The organism is Vibrio sp. 10N.286.48.C11, assembly GCF_041469805.1.
Classification (GTDB): Bacteria; Pseudomonadota; Gammaproteobacteria; order Enterobacterales; family Vibrionaceae; genus Vibrio; species Vibrio crassostreae_C.
Genome location: NZ_JBFRLK010000040.1, coordinates 99857 through 120078, shown reverse-complemented (window position 1 = coordinate 120078; position 20222 = coordinate 99857). Strand labels below are relative to the sequence as shown.

Annotated in this window: 11 protein-coding genes; 7 read left to right on the top strand and 4 right to left on the bottom strand. The window is 43.9% G+C overall.

The genetic code is table 11. The features are described from left to right. Positions 1-47 precede the first annotated feature (47 nt). From rsmF to AB4209_RS11845, 4 genes are all read right to left on the bottom strand, one after another. On the bottom strand, positions 48-1469 hold the full coding sequence (rsmF, locus tag AB4209_RS11860; RefSeq protein WP_069597288.1) for a 16S rRNA (cytosine(1407)-C(5))-methyltransferase RsmF: 1422 nt from the start codon (positions 1467-1469) through the stop codon (positions 48-50). Between the two features lie 149 nt (positions 1470-1618). Further along, on the bottom strand, positions 1619-4276 hold the full coding sequence (locus AB4209_RS11855) for an MlaD family protein (RefSeq protein ID WP_229647992.1): 2658 nt from the start codon (positions 4274-4276) through the stop codon (positions 1619-1621). Beyond that, positions 4263-5546, bottom strand: coding sequence for a paraquat-inducible protein A (locus AB4209_RS11850; protein ID WP_102321147.1), 1284 nt, complete (start codon positions 5544-5546; stop codon positions 4263-4265). Before AB4209_RS11850 ends, AB4209_RS11855 begins: the two co-directional genes overlap by 14 nt. A gap of 54 nt (positions 5547-5600) precedes the next feature. Continuing rightward, on the bottom strand, positions 5601-7397 hold the full coding sequence (locus AB4209_RS11845) for an ABC transporter ATP-binding protein (RefSeq protein WP_017059690.1): 1797 nt from the start codon (positions 7395-7397) through the stop codon (positions 5601-5603). 89 nt (positions 7398-7486) lie between these two features. Between AB4209_RS11845 and AB4209_RS11840 the strand changes: the two genes are divergently transcribed. The 7 genes from AB4209_RS11840 to AB4209_RS11810 all read left to right on the top strand — a co-directional run bounded on the left by AB4209_RS11840 (position 7487) and on the right by AB4209_RS11810 (position 20020). Then, positions 7487-7978: a GAF domain-containing protein gene (locus AB4209_RS11840; protein WP_017066966.1), complete on the top strand. Its 492-nt coding sequence runs from the start codon at positions 7487-7489 to the stop codon at positions 7976-7978. 97 nt (positions 7979-8075) lie between these two features. Then, complete coding sequence (gene proQ, locus AB4209_RS11835; RefSeq protein WP_017057223.1) at positions 8076-8699, top strand: RNA chaperone ProQ; 624 nt, start codon at positions 8076-8078, stop codon at positions 8697-8699. A gap of 17 nt (positions 8700-8716) precedes the next feature. Further along, positions 8717-10711, top strand: a complete 1995-nt coding sequence (gene prc / locus AB4209_RS11830) for a carboxy terminal-processing peptidase (protein ID WP_372055948.1) — start codon at positions 8717-8719, stop codon at positions 10709-10711. Positions 10712-11033: 322 nt separating this feature from the next. Then, positions 11034-11717 (top strand): hypothetical protein, encoded by a 684-nt coding sequence (locus AB4209_RS11825; protein WP_017068918.1) that lies wholly within the window; start codon positions 11034-11036, stop codon positions 11715-11717. Positions 11718-11935: 218 nt separating this feature from the next. Continuing rightward, positions 11936-14542 (top strand): aminopeptidase N, encoded by a 2607-nt coding sequence (gene pepN, locus AB4209_RS11820; RefSeq protein ID WP_372055946.1) that lies wholly within the window; start codon positions 11936-11938, stop codon positions 14540-14542. 189 nt (positions 14543-14731) lie between these two features. Beyond that, complete coding sequence (locus AB4209_RS11815; RefSeq protein ID WP_081325156.1) at positions 14732-14950, top strand: DUF2835 domain-containing protein; 219 nt, start codon at positions 14732-14734, stop codon at positions 14948-14950. A gap of 228 nt (positions 14951-15178) precedes the next feature. Next, the gene (locus AB4209_RS11810) at positions 15179-20020 is read left to right on the top strand and encodes an NAD-glutamate dehydrogenase (RefSeq protein WP_017071898.1); all 4842 of its coding nucleotides are present in this window, start codon (positions 15179-15181) and stop codon (positions 20018-20020) included. Positions 20021-20222 lie beyond the last annotated feature (202 nt).

Sequence of the window (20222 nt, the reverse complement as noted above, 5' to 3'; positions counted from 1 at the left end):
AGGCCTCCTCCTACTCGATTATTAAGGTGTATTCAGTGCGAACGCTTTTAGAAAAGGTTCTTATCGCGCACGAGTTCGCGTGGTAAACCGTTCTTCACTCGGTTGCCAACCCACTTACCAAGGCCGATGATTGCACCATTGTACTTCACTAGTACTTCACCTTTTCCTGACAAGTTTTCAGGGCGAACATCGCGGCCCATGAACCATTCACGAGCATCTTCAATACTAAGCTCTACAACATTAGCTTCATTACCTGTTGCGAGCGTTGTCGCTACTTGGTGCTGCCAGCGGTAACCTTTTTTATGGGTTTCAGCGATCTTGATTCCCATGCGAGAAAAACGGAACTCACCGATCATCGGCTCTAGCGCTTCTGGGAATAGCCAAACGTCTTTGTCGCGAATCCAAACCTGAGTATCGCTTGGCAATTCGATATCGAGAGTACTCATTAGTTGTTCAGCGACTTCTTGCTGAGTTTTCTTTGATGCTTTTTCAAATGGGAATTTACCCATACGTTTTTTAACTTCTGGTGGAGTAACAGACGCTAATTTACGGATACGTGCAACAAAGAAACCTTCTGAGTCATAAACTTGAGGGAAGATGTGTAGAAAGCCTTCCTCTGTCGTGGTTGCTTTTGCGTTGTCGAATAGTGATTCAAGAGATTCAAATTCAACCGCATCACCAAAGGTTTCTTTTAAGTGATGACACACTTGTTGGTTCTCTTCGGTGCTAAGCGTACACGTTGAGTAAACCAAAACACCATTAGGTTTAAGAGCATGGAATGCACTTTCAATCAGATCTTTTTGCGTGTCGGCAATATCGACCACAGATTGATACGTCCAGTTCTTCATCGCATCGGCGTCTTTACGAATGGTACCTTCGCCAGAACAGGGAGCGTCTAGCAACACTGCATCAAACTGTTCTGGTAACCAACCACCGAAAACTCGACCGTCAAAGTTACTTAGAGCGGCATTACGAACACCACAACGTTCTATGTTAGCGTGAAGGACTTTCACACGGCTTGCTGCGTACTCATTGGCAACCAATACACCGCGATTATTCATTAGCGCAGCGATTTGCGTTGTTTTAGAACCGGGTGCTGCCGCAGTGTCTAACACCGCTTGGTAATCAGCTTCACCTTGGAAAAGTGCCGAAGGTGGCATCATCGAGCTGGCTTCTTGGATGTAGAAAAGACCAGACATGTGTTCTGCCGTATTACCTAGTGGCGCTTCACTTTCATCAACTGTAATCCAAAAGCCCGTTTCACACCAAGGTACAGGTTCCAGTTCCCAGCCTTTCTCTTTTGCTCGTACTAGGAAGTCTTCAACACTGATTTTCAATGTGTTGATTCGAATACTTTTACGAAGTGGTTTTTGGCATGACGCGACAAAAGAAGCCATATCTAGATGACTAGGCATGATTGCTTCGATGTGCGTTAGGAATTCTTCAGGAATATATACGTTAGCGTGCAAAAGAGTATCTCGATTTATTGCATTAATGCGGGGAGTTTAAAGCAAAATGAGGCCGCCCTAAACCATATTTATAGCAAACAACAAAAATGCAGCCAAATGGCTGCATTTTGATGAAGAATTAATCTTCCAGAAACGTCAGGGAATTCACTCTATGGACGAGGAATTGCGGTTCTCCATGATTTCCACTCATCTTCGGCTTGAGGATAGAGGTAGAAAGACTGATCTTCGCTTGCTACTGGTTGAAGTTCATTTGTCGGTGGCGTTGAGAATGTAATACCACCTCTTAACAAGCTGTCTACCGTTCCGGCTTTTATGTTTGCGCCTGACAGGCCGATAGAGACATCGACACCCGACACGTTCCAGAACACGGTGTTTGCGCGGATTAGATACGCGTAGTCAGGTTCTATTTGAATCGTAGATATGATGCGATCAGCAAACTCGCCCAGCTGAACATCTATAACACTGCCAATTTCTAGTTCACGGAATAGGATAGGTGTACCTTCAGATACTGAGCCGCGCGTTTCGCTTTGCAGTTGGAATATCTTGCCTTCAGGCTGCACAGGTCCTTTGCTAAGCTCAAATTTCGTGTTTCTTTCACCTTTGCCCGGGTCTACGTTGATGTGTTTAGAGAGCAGCGCAGAGACGTTTTTGATGCCATTAAGGCCAATCTCAGGTTCTGCCAACCAGAAGTGACTGTTCGTCACGGCAATCTTGTCGACGTACTCAGGTAAAATACGCGCAGTAATTTCAATGCCGCCCTTGTTGAAGTTCGGAATCACCAAAGTAACCTCACCAACAGTGACACCTTGATATTTGATCGCCATGCCCTTGTTGACTTCTTGATCGCCAGAAGAGGTGATAGTAATCGCGCGGCCAAATTTTCGAGCAGATTTTGAATCTTTGTAAAGCTTCCACACGTCACCAAGTTTGTTGTCGATTCCCGGCAGAGAGTCAAAAGCAATACCGCCTTGGATAAGGGTTTTAACTGGTGCCGCTTTAATGCTGATACCCGATAGCGACGCATCAACCTCAACGCCTGATCGGTTCCAGAAAACAGTGTGCTTGTTGAGTAAGTGCGTGTAACGATTTTCGATTGTGACTTTGATTCTTACGCCACCGTCGGCAAGCTGAAAATCAGAAATACTACCCACTTGTAGGTTGCGGTAGAGGAGTGGACTGCCTTTAGAAATTGAAGGTAACTCACTGGCAAACAAAGAAAGTGTCTTTGAACCAGACTGATTAAACTTAGCAATTTCTGCTAACGACTTACTTTGGAAAAGTTGGTAGTCCGCTCGAGCTTCAGATTTACCTTCACTCACAAAGCTAATCGAGCCGGTAAGAAGCTGTTTTGCTGGTGGGACCGTAACACTCAAGCCTGATTCGGTTAGCTCTGCAGTCGCACTACCTGTCACAAAGAAACGGTTGTGGCTTTTGATAAGGTGCGCGTACTCATTATCGATAAGTGCATCCATGAAGACTTCGTGTTTATCAGAGCCCGTACCAACACCATCAACTAATCCCACATGGATGATAGAGCCAACGGCAATGCCTTTGTAGAGAAGTTGTGTACCGACATCTAACCCGAACGAATTGTTCGACGTTAAGCGAATCGCAACGGATTTCTCTTGTTCCTGACTGAATTCATTTTTGCGGATTGCAGTAAATCGACGCGCCTTTTCACCTTCACCCGGTACCAAGGTTAAAAAGTTACCTGTCACTAAATTGGCAATGTTTTTCATGCCAGTAAGCGACAGTTCAGCCTCTTCTAGAACGAATTTACTGCCGCTGTTTAAAAAGTCACTGAATGCCGGTTGGATAGCGGCAGATGCAACGACGTTTTCACGCCCTTCACTTAGCGATAAATCAGTGATTTGACCGATTTCAATGCCGCGATACATGATCGGAGCACCTGTTGCACTGATTTTATTATCATCGGGAACGGCAATCTTGATAGAGATACCTCGACCCGCTGTTTTCAGATCTGGGTAGAGTTTGAACTTAGTATTCATCTCAACCGGTTGGCCTTCTCCTGGAGAGTCGACCGCAATTGAACCGCCAAGCAATGCACTTAGGCTCTCTAAGCGAACATCAACACCAGAAAAGCCAATACTGGCACCTAAGCCACTGACATTCCAAAAACGGCTTTGGTCGGTAATGATATGGCTGTATTCATCTTTAATCGACGCTTGAATCGTAACGGATTTCGCGTTGTCGTTTAACTGGTAGTTGTAAACCTCACCAATTGGGATTTTACGGTAAACGATTTGAGAGCCAACAGACACGCCGCCCAGATCTTTGGTCGTCAGTGAAATGTTCAAACCTTCAGAAGCCAGTAAGTCAGAAGGGGAGGATTCTAACGCTTGGAAAACGGTTTCTGGGTCTTGTTTGGTTTCGCTCGGGTGGATAGCAATATAGTTACCTGAAACAAGCGCGTCCAATCCTGAGATACCCGACAAACTAGCGGTTGGTTTTACTAGCCAAAACCGTGTGCCTTTTGAGAGTAGCTTCTTCGCTTCTGGGTAGATGTCAGCATCGACATAGATGCTCGATAGATCTTTGGATAAAGTGATGTCACGCACCATACCCACCTCTAAGCCTTGGTAACGAATCGTTGTTCGACCTGCGACTAAACCTGCGGCATCTGAGAAGTATATCTGCACACGTTGTCCAGCATCGTGTATCGATTTCATGACCAACCAACCGGCTAAGGCGACGGTTAATATCGGCAGAATCCACAAAGGTGAGATGCCTTTGTTTTTCCTTACTTCTGGTGAATATGACGTTTGTGATTGGTTATCGTTGTTCATTCACTGACTCATCTTTAGAGGTGTAGTTATCCCAAATTAGCCTAGGATCTAAGCTTTCCGCTGCTAGCATCGTGAGAACAACTACGACGCCAAAAGCGACTGCACCATAACCTGGTGTAAAGTTTAAAATTTGTCCGCGGTCGACCAAGGTCATCATGATCGAAATAACGAACAGATCCATTACCGACCATTTCCCCACCCACTTCACGATGAAATAGATGGTCATACGTTGCCTGTGGTAAACGGCGCGCTTCATCTTGATACAGATTAAGATGTACGCGAGGCCCAGTATTTTCGCGACTGGCACGACGATACTGGCAATGAAAATGATCGCAGCGATGCCATACATATCGCTATTAATCAGCGAAGCGACACCGGAAATGATGGTGTCTTCTAGCCTTTGACCGTTGGTAATAAGAATAGAAATAGGAATGACATTGGCTGGCACGATAGCCACGGATGCGGCAAATAGCAGAGCCCAAGTTTTCTGTATAGAGTAGGGCTTGCGGTGGTATAAGTCATGGTGACAACGCACACAAGTATGACCGTCAGGCTGAGATAGGTGACAGTTGTGACAGTGTACGTTCTTACTCTCAGCAAAAGAGTATTCGGATTCTTTTGCCCAAGCTTCCCAGTAGCGACGTACACTGATACGGCTTACTAGTAATACGCTGAAAAGCTGCAGAAGAATCAGGCCAATCAAACCAGGGCCGACGAAAATGTCAGAGTAATCTTGCAGTTTGAAACATGAGACCGCCAAACTTACCAGAAACACATCCAACATCATCCAATGTTTGAGAGTCTGAATAATGGCTAATGCATAACGAAAGGGTGTGAAGATCTTAAGACGCAGTGATGCATGAGTGATGAGTACCGAGGTGCACACGAGCAACGGAGCGATCGAACTGCAGAACAGGATCAGCAAACCAAGTAGAGGAAAGCCTTCGCCCATTAAGGTAAAAACACCCGATGGTAACGTCGCGGGTATCATGACGCCAATCAGGCGAATACTGATGAATTCAAAAAAGTGCGATGGGATAAACAGCAATAAGCAGGTAATTGCGATTGCTAGGTTTCCAGAGAGGCTAGGGGTACCGCCTCTATAAAGCTGAGTTCCGCATCTTGGGCAGTAAGCTGATTTCCCTAAAGGGATGTCCATTTTATCTACGGGAAGTTCGCAGCCCTGGCAAAGACGCACTGAGCTGCTGTCGCATTGGTGTTTTGTTGATAAAGGGTTGGTTACGGATGGGGAGGTCACGCGACCTCCCAAGTTGAAACGTAAGTTAGGTTAGCAACCCGACTTAAAGACTCAGAGCCACAAACATCAGGCGTGCGATTGCACACTGCCGTAGAGTGTTTGATAGAGTCCTTGTTGTTCAACCAATTCACCATGTGTTCCCGTCTGTGTGACTTGTCCATCTTCTAAAACATAGATTAGATCGGCTTGTTTCACCGCTGATAATCGATGAGCCACTATCAAAGTTGTGCGATCTTTCAAAAACTCGCTCAACGCTTTATGCAGTGCTGACTCTGTTGCTGTATCGAGTGCAGATGTCGCTTCATCAAGAATAACAAACTTAGGATTGCTCAGCACCATACGAGCTATTGCTAAGCGTTGTCGTTGACCACCAGACAGTCGAACGCCATTCCTACCAATTTGTGTATCTAAGCCATTGCTCAGTTGCTTGATGACATCTTGCATTTGAGCGACTTCAAGCGCACGCCACAACGACATTTCGTCGTATTCAGCACCAAGGGTCAGATTATGCCTTAATGTATCGTTAAAGAGTATAGGTTGTTGTAAAACAACGGCAATTTGATTGCGTATTACATCAAAACTGATGTCGTCGGTTGTTTCACCGTTATAGCGAATGCAACCTGAGTCTGCTTGGTAAACCCCAATCAGCAACTGGATTAACGTAGATTTACCCCCTCCACTCGCACCGACCAAAGCGACTTTTTTACCTGCAGGGATGTGCAGCGATAGCCTATTTAAAACAGTGTTTTCTAATGTGTAAGAGAATGTAACGTCTTCGATGTCGACTGTCACTTCTTGATCTTCAGTAAATGGGTTCACTTTACTGATAGGGCGCTTCTCTTCTTCTAACTGAAGAAGATCGTTGATGCGTTGCAGTGCCGCTTTCGCGCTATACCAAGAGAATTGAATCCCTAGTAGCTCTTGAACTGGGCCTAACATGAACCACAAGTAGCCAAATACCGCGAAAATCTGACCAATGGTTAAGTCACTGAATAACACCATTAGCATCGCGACGGCACGGAAAAGCTCGAAACCTAATAAGAAGAGTAGAAACGAAACACGGCCAGCAGCTTCAGATTGCCAAGCGTATTTGTCGGCATCGATTCTTACTTGGTTTGCTTGAACCTTAAGCTCATCGAGAAAGATACGCTCTTTATTCGCCGCGCGCAGTTGGTAAATGCCATCTAAGGTTTCCACCAAACGGTTTTGAAAGCGCTCAAAAGATTGGTTTTCGTATTTCTTAAGGTGTTTGACCCTGCTGCCTAGTTTACGGGAGAAATAAATCACAACAGGATTGACCAGTAAAATGAACAACCCTAAACGCCACTCTAGCCACAACAGCACGATCGCTGTACCGAACACGGTCAGGAAGCTGATGATAAATTTAGAAAGAGTCGAGCCAATGAACTTATCTATTGTCTCTATGTCTGTTATTAGGTGGGCGTTGATACCGCCGCTGCCTTTGGTTTCGTATTGTCTAATACTGATGCGACCAAGCTTATCTATCATCTTGCTGCGCATTTGATAGGTAATTGTTTTGGACACAAGCGTAAACTGACGCCCTTGCAGAATGTTCAACGCTTGGCTAACGGAGCGCATGATAATCACTAACAACAAAGTTAGTGCTATATAGCCAGTCGGTGTTTGTAATGAAGATGGAAGTAGGTGGTTCATCATCTCTAAGCCTGAAGCGGGCTTATCGAGTAATACTTCATCAACCATTAATGGCATGAGCAACGGGATAGGGACACTAATGAGAGTTGCAAATATGGCAATAATGTTAGCAAACAGTAATTTGGACTTGTGTTTTTTTACTTGAGTTATTAACCAAGAACGGCTAATAGTGTCTTCTGAATTGTTCATTGTAATGAGAATAAGTCCTATTTAGTTTGATGGCCGCATTCTACTGCGTTCTCTTGATAATGGAAGTCTCAATTTAATTGGAAGTTAATATGAAAATAGAACATTACCAACGCTTAACCAAACAAGCCGTTGCATTAATTGAATCAGAAACCGATCTAACTGCTAATCTTGCTAATATCAGTTCATTATTATTCATGGAATTGGATGGCTTGAATTGGGCGGGTTTCTATTTAATGAAGCAGGACCAAGCTAAGGAAAAAGACGAACTTGTACTGGGTCCTTTCCAAGGTCAACCTGCTTGTGTGCGAATTCCGGTAGGGCGTGGAGTGTGTGGAACTGCGGTTGCGTCGAATACAGTTCAGCGCATTCATGATGTTCATGAGTTCGAAGGTCACATCGCTTGTGACGCTGCAAGTAACTCAGAAATCGTTATTCCGTTCTCGATTGGCGGAAAAATCGCGGGCGTTCTTGATATTGATAGCCCAAATGTTGGTCGTTTTTCTCAAATTGACGAGGACGGATTGACATTTTTCATGGCAGAAGTGGAAAAGCTGCTTAATTCGCACGCGAACAAGGCATAAATTATTCTCTTACTGTGGTTTTTCCCAAGCATCTCTCTATAATACGTAAAAATATTTTCTTAATGCTCGCGGAAAACCGCAAAAACCAGGAACCCACATGGAAAACACTGAAAAGTTAAAAAACAGCAAAGAAGTTATCGCATATATTGCTGAATGTTTCCCTAAATGCTTTACTCTAGAAGGTGAAGCGAAGCCACTTAAAATTGGTATTTTTCAAGATCTTGCTGAACGTCTAAATGAAGACGAAAAAGTAAGTAAGACTCAGCTTCGTGCAGCGTTAAGACAGTACACATCATCATGGCGTTACCTGCACGGCGTAAAAGCTGGCGCAGAACGTGTTGACCTAGACGGCAACGCGTGTGGCACACTAGAAGAAGAGCACGTTGAACACGCTAAAGCTACACTTGCTGAAAGCAAAGCGAAAGTTCAGGCTCGTCGTAAAGAACAAGCACAAAAAGCTCGTGAAGAAGGCAAAGCGAAACCTAAGGCGAAGAAAGCTCAACAGCCTCGTCGTCAAGCGCCTAAAGCACCAAAAGTAGAAAAGCCTGTAGAAACACGCGCTTTGAACGCTGACGAATTCATCGCTGGCAAAGAAGTAAATGTGAACATGGGTAAAGGAAACATGGCTGCGACCATTGTTGAAATCAATAAGGAAGATGTGCGTGTTCAGTTAGCAAACGGCCTACAAATGGTTGTTAAAGCGGAGCACTTGCGCGCTTAAAGGAGATACTCCTACGCATGAAATGCCGTTCAAAATTGACACTGATTGCTGCTAGCTTTTGGCTAGCAGCTTCAGCTCAGGCTCTTGAAGCCAAATTAGATCAGGACGATTTACCTCTACTCGCTCCTGAGGTCCAACACGAAACTGCTAGTAAACGTGTTACTTCTCGATTTACTCGTTCTCACTATAAACACTTCAATCTCAACGATGATTTCTCTCAAGCTATCTTTAATCGTTACTTAGAGATGCTGGATTATAATCGTAATATCTTCACTCAAGCTGATATTGACTCTTTCTCTGCGTCATCTAAACAAATTGATGATCAGCTGAAATCGGGCAATAACCAGATTGCATTCGATGTTTATAATCTGTCTATGCAGAAGCGTTTTGAACGTTTTCAATATGCATTGTCTTTGCTAGATACAGAGATTAAGTTTGATACCGATGAAAGTATTGAGCTCAATCGTAGTGAAGCTGAGTGGCCAAAAGATATCGCTGAAGTGAATGAGCTTTGGAGAAAACGCGTTAAATATGATGCGTTGAATCTAAAACTTACTGGTAAAGAGTGGCCAGAGATTCAAGAAGTTTTGGAAAAGCGTTACAACAATGCGATGAAGCGTATTACGCAATCGCATAATGAAGATGCTTTCCAGATCTACATGAACGCATTTGCGCGTGAAGTTGATCCTCACACAAGTTACCTTTCTCCAAGAAATGCAGAACAATTCCAATCTGAGATGAACCTATCTCTAGAAGGTATTGGTGCTGTGCTTCAGATGACAGACGACTACACCGTTATTCGCTCTTTAGTTGCTGGTGGCCCTGCGTCAAACAGCAAACAATTGAGTGATGGAGACCGCATTGTTGGTGTTGGTCAAGATGGCGAAGAAATTGTTGATGTTATCGGCTGGCGTTTAGACGATGTAGTGCAATTAATTAAAGGACCGAAAGGGACTAAAGTTAAGCTACAGATCTTGCCAGACGGTAAAGATGCAAAAAGTCACGTTGTCACAATTGTACGCGATAAGATTCGTTTAGAAGACCGCGCTGTTAAATCAGAAGTTATCGAGAAAGATGGCAAGAAGATTGGTGTACTCGAAGTACCTAGTTTCTATGTTGGTCTTTCTAAAGATACCGATAAACTGATCACCGAGCTTAAAGAGCAAGGTGTTGAAGGTATTATTGTTGATCTGCGAAACAATGGCGGTGGTGCACTAACGGAAGCAACCGAACTCTCTGGTTTATTTATCAAAGAGGGGCCTGTTGTTCAGGTTCGTGATAGCTACGGTCGTGTCAAAGTGAACAGCGATACTGATGGTGAAATCAGTTACCAAGGTCCGTTAACGGTATTGGTGAATCGCTACAGTGCTTCGGCATCTGAGATCTTTGCAGCAGCGATGCAGGATTACGGTCGTGCAATCATCCTAGGTGAAAACTCTTTCGGTAAAGGTACGGTACAACAACATCGTTCTTTGAATCATATCTATGATTTGTTCGATAAAGAGTTGGGCTACGTTCAATACACAATCCAGAAATTCTACCGAATCAATGGTGGCAGTACGCAAAACAAAGGTGTAGTACCTGATATTGCTTACCCAACGCCAATAGACCCGGTAGATACTGGTGAAAGTGTTGAAGACAATGCTCTACCTTGGGACAGCATTGATAAAGCAAACTACTCAGTGTTACAGCGTAACGATGAGCAAATTGCTGCTTTAACAGCTCAACACCAAGCTCGTATTGCGACAGACATGGAATTTGGCTTTATCGCGCAAGATATTGAAAAATATAAGGCAGATAAAGACGATAACGACCTTTCTTTGAATGAAAAGGTACGTCAGCAAGAGAGCGATGATGCGGATGCGCTTCGTCTAGATCGTATCAATCAACGTCAAAAAGCCGCTAAGTTAGAGGCATTTAAAACGTTGGATGATATTCCAAAAGACTACGAAGCCCCGGATGCTTATCTTGATGAATCAGTTGCTATCATGCTGGATATGATCAAGAAATAAACAAAATACCTGTTATAAGGTGATTGTTTAAAGACGTACTATTTGAAAAGCGAGCCTAGGCTCGCTTTTTTTGTACCTGTGTTCTTGCCTCGAATAATGTCATGTTAACGGCATGCTTCCTCGCTTTTTAACTTGCTGCAGAACCACTGTTATTTGATTTTCGGCTGTGAAGTACACTGTAAAAATAACTAAATTTAAGTATTATTTTTCGAGTGATAATGACATTTAAGTTACTTCGCACTTAAAATTTAGTGACTTAGATCATATTTTTTCGCTTTCTATTCATTACGTGCCTAAGCTTAAAGAAAACGAGGGGACGCTTATGAAATGGATTCTACTATTTTTATCTTGTTTAAGTTTTGTGGCTTTTGGGAGCGAGGTCGCTTCGAGTAACCAACAATCAAAAAGTGATAGTAATCTATCTCATTTTGACCTTCCTTTGCTGCTTGGTGATTGGTATTTGATGAATCCTGATCCTGAGCAAGGCACTGAAAACTTTAGAGCGATCAAGCTCACTCTTGATTCAAACTACTCATTCACTATCGATATCCAAAAGAAAGACTACAGTGTCGATCATTGGGAAGGTTTGTATAACGCCAATGAAGACACGATTATTTTGGGTTTGAATACCTCAGAACCTCAGGTATACGCGTACAGCAGTAATCACAACATGCTGAATCTTAACGGTGTTATGTTCACTAAGGCCTTGCCAAATGCATTGGCGGGAATCTGGTCAAGTGCCCAACTGTCTGGAAGCGATCTACGTGCGAGTAACATTCAAAAAATGGATTTAGTCCTTCAGCCGGACTTTATATTCATGTTCCGAGTATCAGATGAAGAAGGTGGTGAAGTCATTCGTCGCGGGGTGTATTACACAGAAGGCGATCAACTAGTGTTACTTTATGAGAACGGTGAACACGGCACTCGATATACACTGAACAGCGATGTGTTAACGCTGCAAGGTGAAGAGGGAGATATGTTTGCGGTACTCAATCGCATTCGATAATCGTGAGTTTTAGCAGTAACGGCGTACTCGTTGATAATATTGTGCACAGTTCATTTCTTAGGCGTTCCTGTCTGATTTGATTGATAAAATAGCAAAACATGGAGGCATTTTCTTACAATGCCTCCTTTTTTTAATATTCCCCTTGTTTTATTGGCGCTCAACCTTTAGATATATACAGTTAAAAAATAATTACGTATAACGATCAAAAGGAACCCGTCATGGCACATACACCTCAAGCCAAGTATCGTAAAGATTATCAATCACCATCTCACACGATTTCTGAAATCGATCTTACTTTCGATTTGTACGACTCAGCATCCATTGTTACGGCTGTTTCTAGTGTTAAGCAGGAGAAAGACAGCACGACATTAGTACTTGATGGTGAAGGCTTGAAGTTGGTTTCTGTTTTGGTTGAAGGCAACGAATGGACTCAGTACGAGCAGTCTGAAACTCAACTTACGCTGAATGACCTTCCAAAAGAATTTACTCTAACCATCGTTACCGAAGTTAACCCTGAAGGGAACAGTGCACTTGAAGGCTTGTACAAGTCGGGTGGCGCGTTCTGTACTCAATGTGAAGCTGAAGGTTTCCGCCGTATCACTTACTACATGGATCGCCCAGATGTGTTGGCGAAATTCACTACAACGGTAATTGCAGACAAAGCAGAGAACCCATTCTTATTAAGTAATGGTAACTGTGTAGATGAAGGTGAAGCTGAAAACGGTCGTCATTGGGTGAAGTGGCAAGACCCACATCCAAAACCAGCGTACTTGTTTGCTTTAGTAGCGGGTGACTTTGATGTACTTCGTGACGCATACACTACACAATCGGGTCGTAAAGTTGACCTAGAAATCTTTGTTGATAAAGGCAATCTAGACCGTGCGAGCCACGCGATGGTTTCTTTGATCAACTCAATGAAGTGGGACGAAGAACGTTTCAACTTAGAGTACGATTTAGACATCTACATGATCGTAGCCGTTGATTTCTTCAACATGGGTGCGATGGAAAACAAAGGCTTGAACGTATTCAATTCGAAGTTCGTTCTAGCAAACGACCAAACTGCAACGGATACAGATTACCTAGGTATTGAAGCAGTAATCGGCCATGAATATTTCCATAACTGGACCGGTAACCGAGTGACTTGTCGCGATTGGTTCCAGCTGAGCTTGAAAGAAGGCTTAACCGTATTCCGCGATCAAGAGTTCTCATCTGATCTTGGCTCTCGCGCAGTAAACCGAATCAACAATGTTCGTATTATTCGCGGGCCACAATTCGCTGAAGACGCAAGTCCGATGTCTCACCCAATTCGTCCAGAAAAAGTGATAGAAATGAATAACTTCTACACATTGACTGTGTACGAAAAGGGCAGTGAAGTGATCCGAATGATCCACACATTGTTGGGTGAAGACGGTTTCCAAAAAGGCATGACGCTTTACTTCGAACGTCACGATGGTACGGCTGCAACATGTGAAGACTTCGTCGCGGCAATGGAAGATGCGTCGGGCATCGACCTATCTCAGTTCCGTTTATGGTACAGCCAATCTGGTACGCCGACGCTGTCTGTTGAAAGTAAGTACGACGCAGAGAAGAAACAGTACACGTTAACAACTCGCCAAGTAACAGCGCCAACTCATGAGCAAACGGAAAAGCAGGCTCTGCATATTCCTCTTGATATCGAGCTGTACACAGCTGCGGGTGAAGTTGTTGAGTTACAATGTAACGGTAAGCCAGTTCATAATGTATTAGATGTGAAAGAAGCAGAGCAAACGTTCGTGTTTGAAAACGTTTCTGAGCAACCGATCCCATCATTACTTCGTGAATTTTCTGCGCCAGTGAAACTGGAGTACAACTATTCAGATGAAGAACTGATCTTCTTGATGGTGAATGCTCGCAATGAATTCTCTCGTTGGGATGCGGGTCAAATGCTATTAGCGAAGTACATCCGCAGTAACGTGGAGAAAGTTCAGCAGGGTCAAGCGTTTGAGCTTTCTGATTCTGTTGTTGATGCATTCCGTGGCGTACTGCTGAGTGATTCACTAGAGCCTGCGTTTATTGCAGAAATGCTTTCTCTACCAAGCCACAATGAAGTATCGGGTTGGTACGAGCGCGTTGATATTGATGCGGTCGCATCGGTTCTTAACTCGATGAAAGTTACATTAGCTGCAGAACTTGAAGACGAGTTAGCGGCGGTTTATCACAGCCACGCACTAACAGAATACACGATCGATCACGATTCGATTGGTAAGCGTACTCTACGTAAAGTTTGCTTAAGTTACTTAGCTCATACTGGGCAGGGTAATGACTTGGTTGTTGCGATGTATCAACAAGCGAATAACATGACAGATACGATGGCAGCAATGGGCGCGGCAAACAGTGCACAACTACCATGTCGTGAAACCTTGATGGTGGATTACAGTGACAAGTGGAAACACGATGGTCTTGTTATGGATAAGTGGTTTGCATTGCAAGGTACAAACCCAAGTTCAAACGCACTTGAAGTGATCAAAGCGTCGATGTCGCATCAGGCGTTCAGTTTGAAGAACCCGAACCGTACCCGTAACTTGGTCGGTTCATTCTTAAACATGAACCCGGTTCAATTCCACGACAAGTCTGGTCAAGGCTATGCATTTGCAGGCGAGATCTTACGTGAACTGAACAGCAGCAACCCGCAAGTGGCTTCACGTCTGATTGATCCACTTCTTAAATTCCGTAAGTACGACGATGAACGCCAAGCTCTGATCAAAAAAGAACTAGAGACGTTAAAGAACATGGACAACCTAGCAAAAGACTTGTTTGAGAAAGTGACGAAAGCACTAGAGGCTTAAGTCAGCGCGCATTCAGGTAACTGTTTGCTACAACGAAAGGTCATCAGTGGTAGAGAATATCTGCCACTGATTTTTTGTTTCTGGTTCATCGAATTTTCGATAAGCTAGAGCAGCTTCAAGTTCAGTTTCACCGTCAGACATCTAAAAGTGCCAAAAAACACTGGTACTGTATATTTATACAGGTATCGTATGAATCGCTATATTTTCCAACTTAACATCTCATATCAGCAGTTTTTGGCCAGCTATTCTGGTACGGCAAGTAAAGTTCAAGTGATAACAACAACAGGTTTACGCTTACAGTTACCTGCAACTCGATTCAGACCATTTCTTACACAAATAGGGGTTAGAGGGCAGTTTAGGCTGACAACTGACCAAAAAAATAAGTTTATTAAGTTAGAAGCTCTGTAAACCTTGGCATGCCTAGTGAGTTAAAAGGAATCTTAATCACATAATCAAACATTTCACCTCTTACCACCTCCAAAACAATTAACTATTTCTCAATAATGCTTTTACAATAAATGAATGCATTACCTTTGCTTAACTCGTTAGTAGAAAAGCGCTCAACGGCACGTTTCAAACACCAGATTAAGTGATCCCCCTAATAATAAAATATAATTCTAATTGTGGAGTGTGACTATGACCGCACGTGAAACTGTGGTTCCAGTTTTACTTGAAAAAGTTTACAAGCTGATTCAAGACAAACTTGACCTTGCTCATCGACCTCTCGTAACTCAACTTGCTCAACACTTGTTTAGTAACGTTTCTCACGACGATCTAACTCAGAGAAACGAATCCGATTTATATGGTGCTGTAGTTAGCTTATGGCATCACATCAATGAAAAGAAAGCCGACGAAATCTCTGTACGCGTATTCAACCCGACGGTAAGTCGTCAAGGTTGGCAGTCTACTCATACTATCGTTGAGATAGTCGTTCCAGACAGTCCATTCCTTGTTGATTCCGTAAAAATGGCATTGACTCGCCTAGACCTTTCTTCTCACCTTATGCTTCATAACCCAACACAAATCTCTCGCTCAGATAAGGGCAGTGTTGTCGGTGTAAGCAATAACGAAGGTGCATTCCAATCGCTTTTCCATATCGAAGTTGACCGTCTGAGTAGTAAAGCTGAAATGACAGCACTTAAAACGGAGTTGCTGGATATCTTTACCGACACTAGCTTAGTCGTGAACGATTGGTTGAAGATGGTTGAAAGACTTGAAGAAGTGACCAATCAAGTTGAACAGCAAAAAGAGAGCATTCCAGTAGACGGCCAGCGCTTTGATGAAACGTTGGCGTTTCTTCGTTGGTTAGGCGAACACAACTTTACATTCATGGGTTATAAGGAATATGACCTAGTTTCAGTTAACGGCGACACTGAACTGCAACCGACCAAGGAGCAAGGTCTTGGTTTGTTTGCGAACTCAGATCGTGTACGTAACGTTAAGCTATCTGAGTTTTCTGATTCGGCACGTCTTGAAGCGAAAAAGCCTTATGTGCTTATCGTAACCAAGGGCAACACGGCTTCACGCATTCACCGCCCAGCTTACAACGATTACATTGGTATTAAGAAGTTCGATAAGAACGGTAAGGTCATTGGTGAGCACCGCTTTACTGGTCTTTACACATCTGCCGTTTATAACCAAACCGTTGAAACGATTCCTCTTGTTCGCGAGAAAGTAGAACGTATTTTGGATGCGAGTGGTTACCGTGAAGGTTCATACTCTTACAAAGCGCTGCACAACATTCTTGAAAACTACCCACGTGATGAACTGCTGCAAGCTCGAGAAGAAGAGCTACTAGAAGTCGGTACGGGCGTAGTACAAATGCAAGATCGCGATCTCCTGCGTTTGTTTGTTCGCAAAGACCCGTTTGGTCGTTTCTTTAGCTGCATGGTTTACGTAACAAAAGATCGTTACAACACTGAGCTTCGTCGCCAAACACAGCGCATCTTGAAACAGTACTTTGGTTGTGAAGAAGAGGTTGAATTTACAACGTACTTCTCTGAAAGCCCGCTAGCAAGAACGCACTATATTGTTCGTGTTGATAACAACAACATGGATGTGGACGTGAAAACAATTGAGCAAAATTTAATGGAAGTATCGTCTACGTGGGATGACCGTCTGTCTGAATCTATCATTGCAAACTTCGGTGAAAGCAAAGGTCTTCCATTGTCGAAAGAGTACATGCGTGCATTCCCACGTTCGTACAAAGAAGACATGATGCCAGGTTCTGCTGTTGCCGACATTGAACGTTTAGAAGCGCTAAGTGAAGACAACAAACTGGGTATGCTTTTCTACCGTCCTCAAGAAGAAGCGGCAGATTCAAAAGCCGTTCGTTTGAAGTTGTTCTACCACAGCGATGAGCCAATTCACCTTTCTGATGTTATGCCAATGCTTGAAAACTTTGGCCTACGCGTTATCGGTGAATCTCCATATGAAGTGCGTAAAACCAACGGTGTGACCTATTGGATCCTTGATTTCTCTATGCTGCACAAGAGCGATAAGACCATTGATCTTCGTGAAGCTCGCGATCTTTTCCAACAAGCCTTTGCGGCAATCTGGGCGGGTGAGTTAGACAGCGATGGTTTCAACCGCTTAGTACTTGGCGCTGGTCTTTCTGGCCGTGAAATCTCAATCTTACGTGCTTATGCTCGTTACATGCGTCAAGTTGGTTTCCCATTCAGCCAACAATACATTGAAGACACATTGTCTCATTACCCAGAATTAGCGAAAGGGCTAGTGAGCCTATTCGGCAAGCGTTTTGACCCGAAACTGAAGGGCAGCGTAAAAGGCCAACAAGATCTTATTAAGAAGATCACTGAACAGTTGGATCATGTAGAAAGCTTGGATGATGATCGTATCATTCGTCGCTACATGGAAATGATCACTGCAACGCTTCGTACTAACTACTACCAAGTAGACGAGAATAAGCAGTCTAAACCTTGGTTGGCTCTGAAAATGAGACCAAGCGAGATTCCAGATATCCCTGCGCCGGTTCCTGCGTTTGAGATCTTCGTTTACGCACCAGACATTGAAGGTGTGCATTTACGTGGCGGTAAAGTAGCACGCGGTGGTTTACGTTGGTCAGACCGTCAAGAGGACTTCCGTACTGAGATTCTAGGCCTAGTTAAAGCGCAACAAGTTAAGAACACGGTTATCGTACCGGTTGGTGCTAAAGGTGGTTTCGTTTGTAAGCGTCAACACATGATGTCTGGCCGAGACGAGATCTTTGCTGAAGGTCAACGTTGTTACAAGCGCTTCATCCGTGCATTGCTAGACGTTTCAGACAACATCATTGAAGGTGAGGTTATCCCACCTAAGAGCGTTGTTCGTCACGATGAAGATGACCCATACTTGGTTGTTGCAGCCGACAAAGGCACCGCGACATTCTCAGATCTAGCGAACTCAGTAGCTGAAGAGTACAACTTCTGGCTAGGTGATGCGTTTGCATCGGGTGGCTCTAACGGTTACGACCACAAAGCCATGGGTATCACGGCGAAAGGTGGCTGGGAATCGGTTAAACGTCACTTCCGCGAAATGGGTATTAACTGTCAAAGCACAGACTTCACTGCCATTGGTGTCGGTGATATGGCGGGTGACGTATTTGGTAACGGTATGCTGCTATCTAAGCACATTCGCTTGCAAGCTGCGTTTAACCACATGCACATCTTCATTGACCCGAATCCAGAATCAGCATCAAGCTGGGTAGAGCGTGACCGTCTGTTTAATCTGCCTCGTTCAAGTTGGGAAGATTACAATAAAGACCTGATTTCTCAAGGTGGTGGCATCTTCTCTCGCCGAGCGAAGTCTATCTCTTTGACACCTGAAATTCAGAAAATGCTGGGTACCAAGAAAGCATCAATGGCACCAAACGACTTGATCAAAGCGATCTTGTCTATGAAAGTTGATCTACTTTGGAACGGCGGTATTGGTACTTACGTTAAGTCTTCTAGTGAGACTCATACCGATGTGGGTGACCGTGCAAATGACGTGCTACGTATCGATGGCCGTGACCTGAAAGCTAAGGTTGTTGGTGAAGGCGGTAACTTGGGTATGACTCAATTGGGTCGTATTGAATACGCTCTAACGGGCGGTCGAGTTAATACTGACTTTGTCGATAACGTTGGTGGTGTAGATTGCTCGGATAACGAAGTTAACATTAAGATCTTCTTGAATGGCTTGGTGTCTAATGGTGATCTTACCGTTAAGCAACGTAACCAAGTTCTTGAATCTATGGAAGATGAAGTAGGTGAAATCGTACTAGACGACGCTTACTGCCAAGCTGAGTCTATCTCTGTTACTGAGCATCAAGGTGTAGGCTTAGTGAAAGAGCAAATCCGCTTTATCCACACAATGGAAAAAGCCGGGTACTTAGACCGTGGTTTGGAATACATCCCAGATGACGAAACGCTGCTAGAACGTGAGAAGCAGGGCCAAGCACTAACAAGACCAGAGCTATCAGTATTGATCGCTTACGGTAAAATGGTTCTAAAAGAAGATCTTGTGAGTGATGACATTGCGAATGATGAGTTCCATGCTCAACAACTGATGCAATACTTCCCAACAGAGTTACGCCGTAACTACTCTCAGCACATGGATAACCATCCACTTCGTGCAGAGATCATTGCGACTGCGCTTGCTAACCAAATGGTTAACGAGATGGGCTGTAACTTCGTGACTCGCTTGCAAGAAGAGACGGGCGCGAACATTGTTGATATTGCGAATGCTTACGCGGCATCACGTGAAATCTACGGCCTGGGTAAGGTATTGAAGAGCATCCGTGAACTGGACAACATCTCAAGTTCTGAAGCTCAATACGAATTGCTTTACCATGTACGTCGTACGCTTCGTCGTCTAGCACGCTGGTTGCTAAGAAACCGTACCGGTAAACAGTCAGTGAATGCATTGATTGAGCTTTACCAAGGTGATGTCGTCGCAATTACTGAGAAGCTGGATGAAAACCTAGTGGCTTCAGAAGTAGAAGAGCATCAAGCAATGGCTCAAGTATGGATTGACCAAGGTGTAAACGCTGAGCTGGCTAATTCAGTGGCTCGTTTGTCTAGCCTGTACTCAGCACTGGATATATCTACAGTGGCTCGTGAAACGGGTAAAACAGTACAGCAAGCGTCTAAGCTTTACTTCAACCTAGGCGACCGTTTGTCACTGCACTGGTTCTTGAAGCAAATCAATGGCCAAGCTATAGACAACAACTGGCAAGCACTGGCGCGTGCAGCATTCAGAGAAGATCTGGATTGGCAGCAACGCCAGTTAACTGGTCAAGTACTTAACTGTGGTTGTGCTTCAGATATCGATGTGATTAAAGCGCTTGATGACTGGATGGAAAGTAACTCTGTTTCTCTACATCGTTGGGAAAGCATCCTAAACGAATTCAAAGTAGGTTCTGTTCATGAGTTTGCTAAGTTCTCAGTAGCATTGCGTGAATTGATGCTGTTGAATCTAAACTGCATGTCAAAAGACTAGTTACTAGATAAGACGAAAAAGTATAAGGGCAGGCCACAAGGTCTGCCTTTTTCGTTTCGGTAAAGTGGAAACAATAGGCCTAACGACTTTTGAAGAACAAACTTCGACGCAAACGTTGTTTGTTGTTAAGTGACCTGATGGCTGTACTAAGGTTGAGATTAGAAATGGCTTAATAACTTGAAGAAACGATAACGTTTGCTTA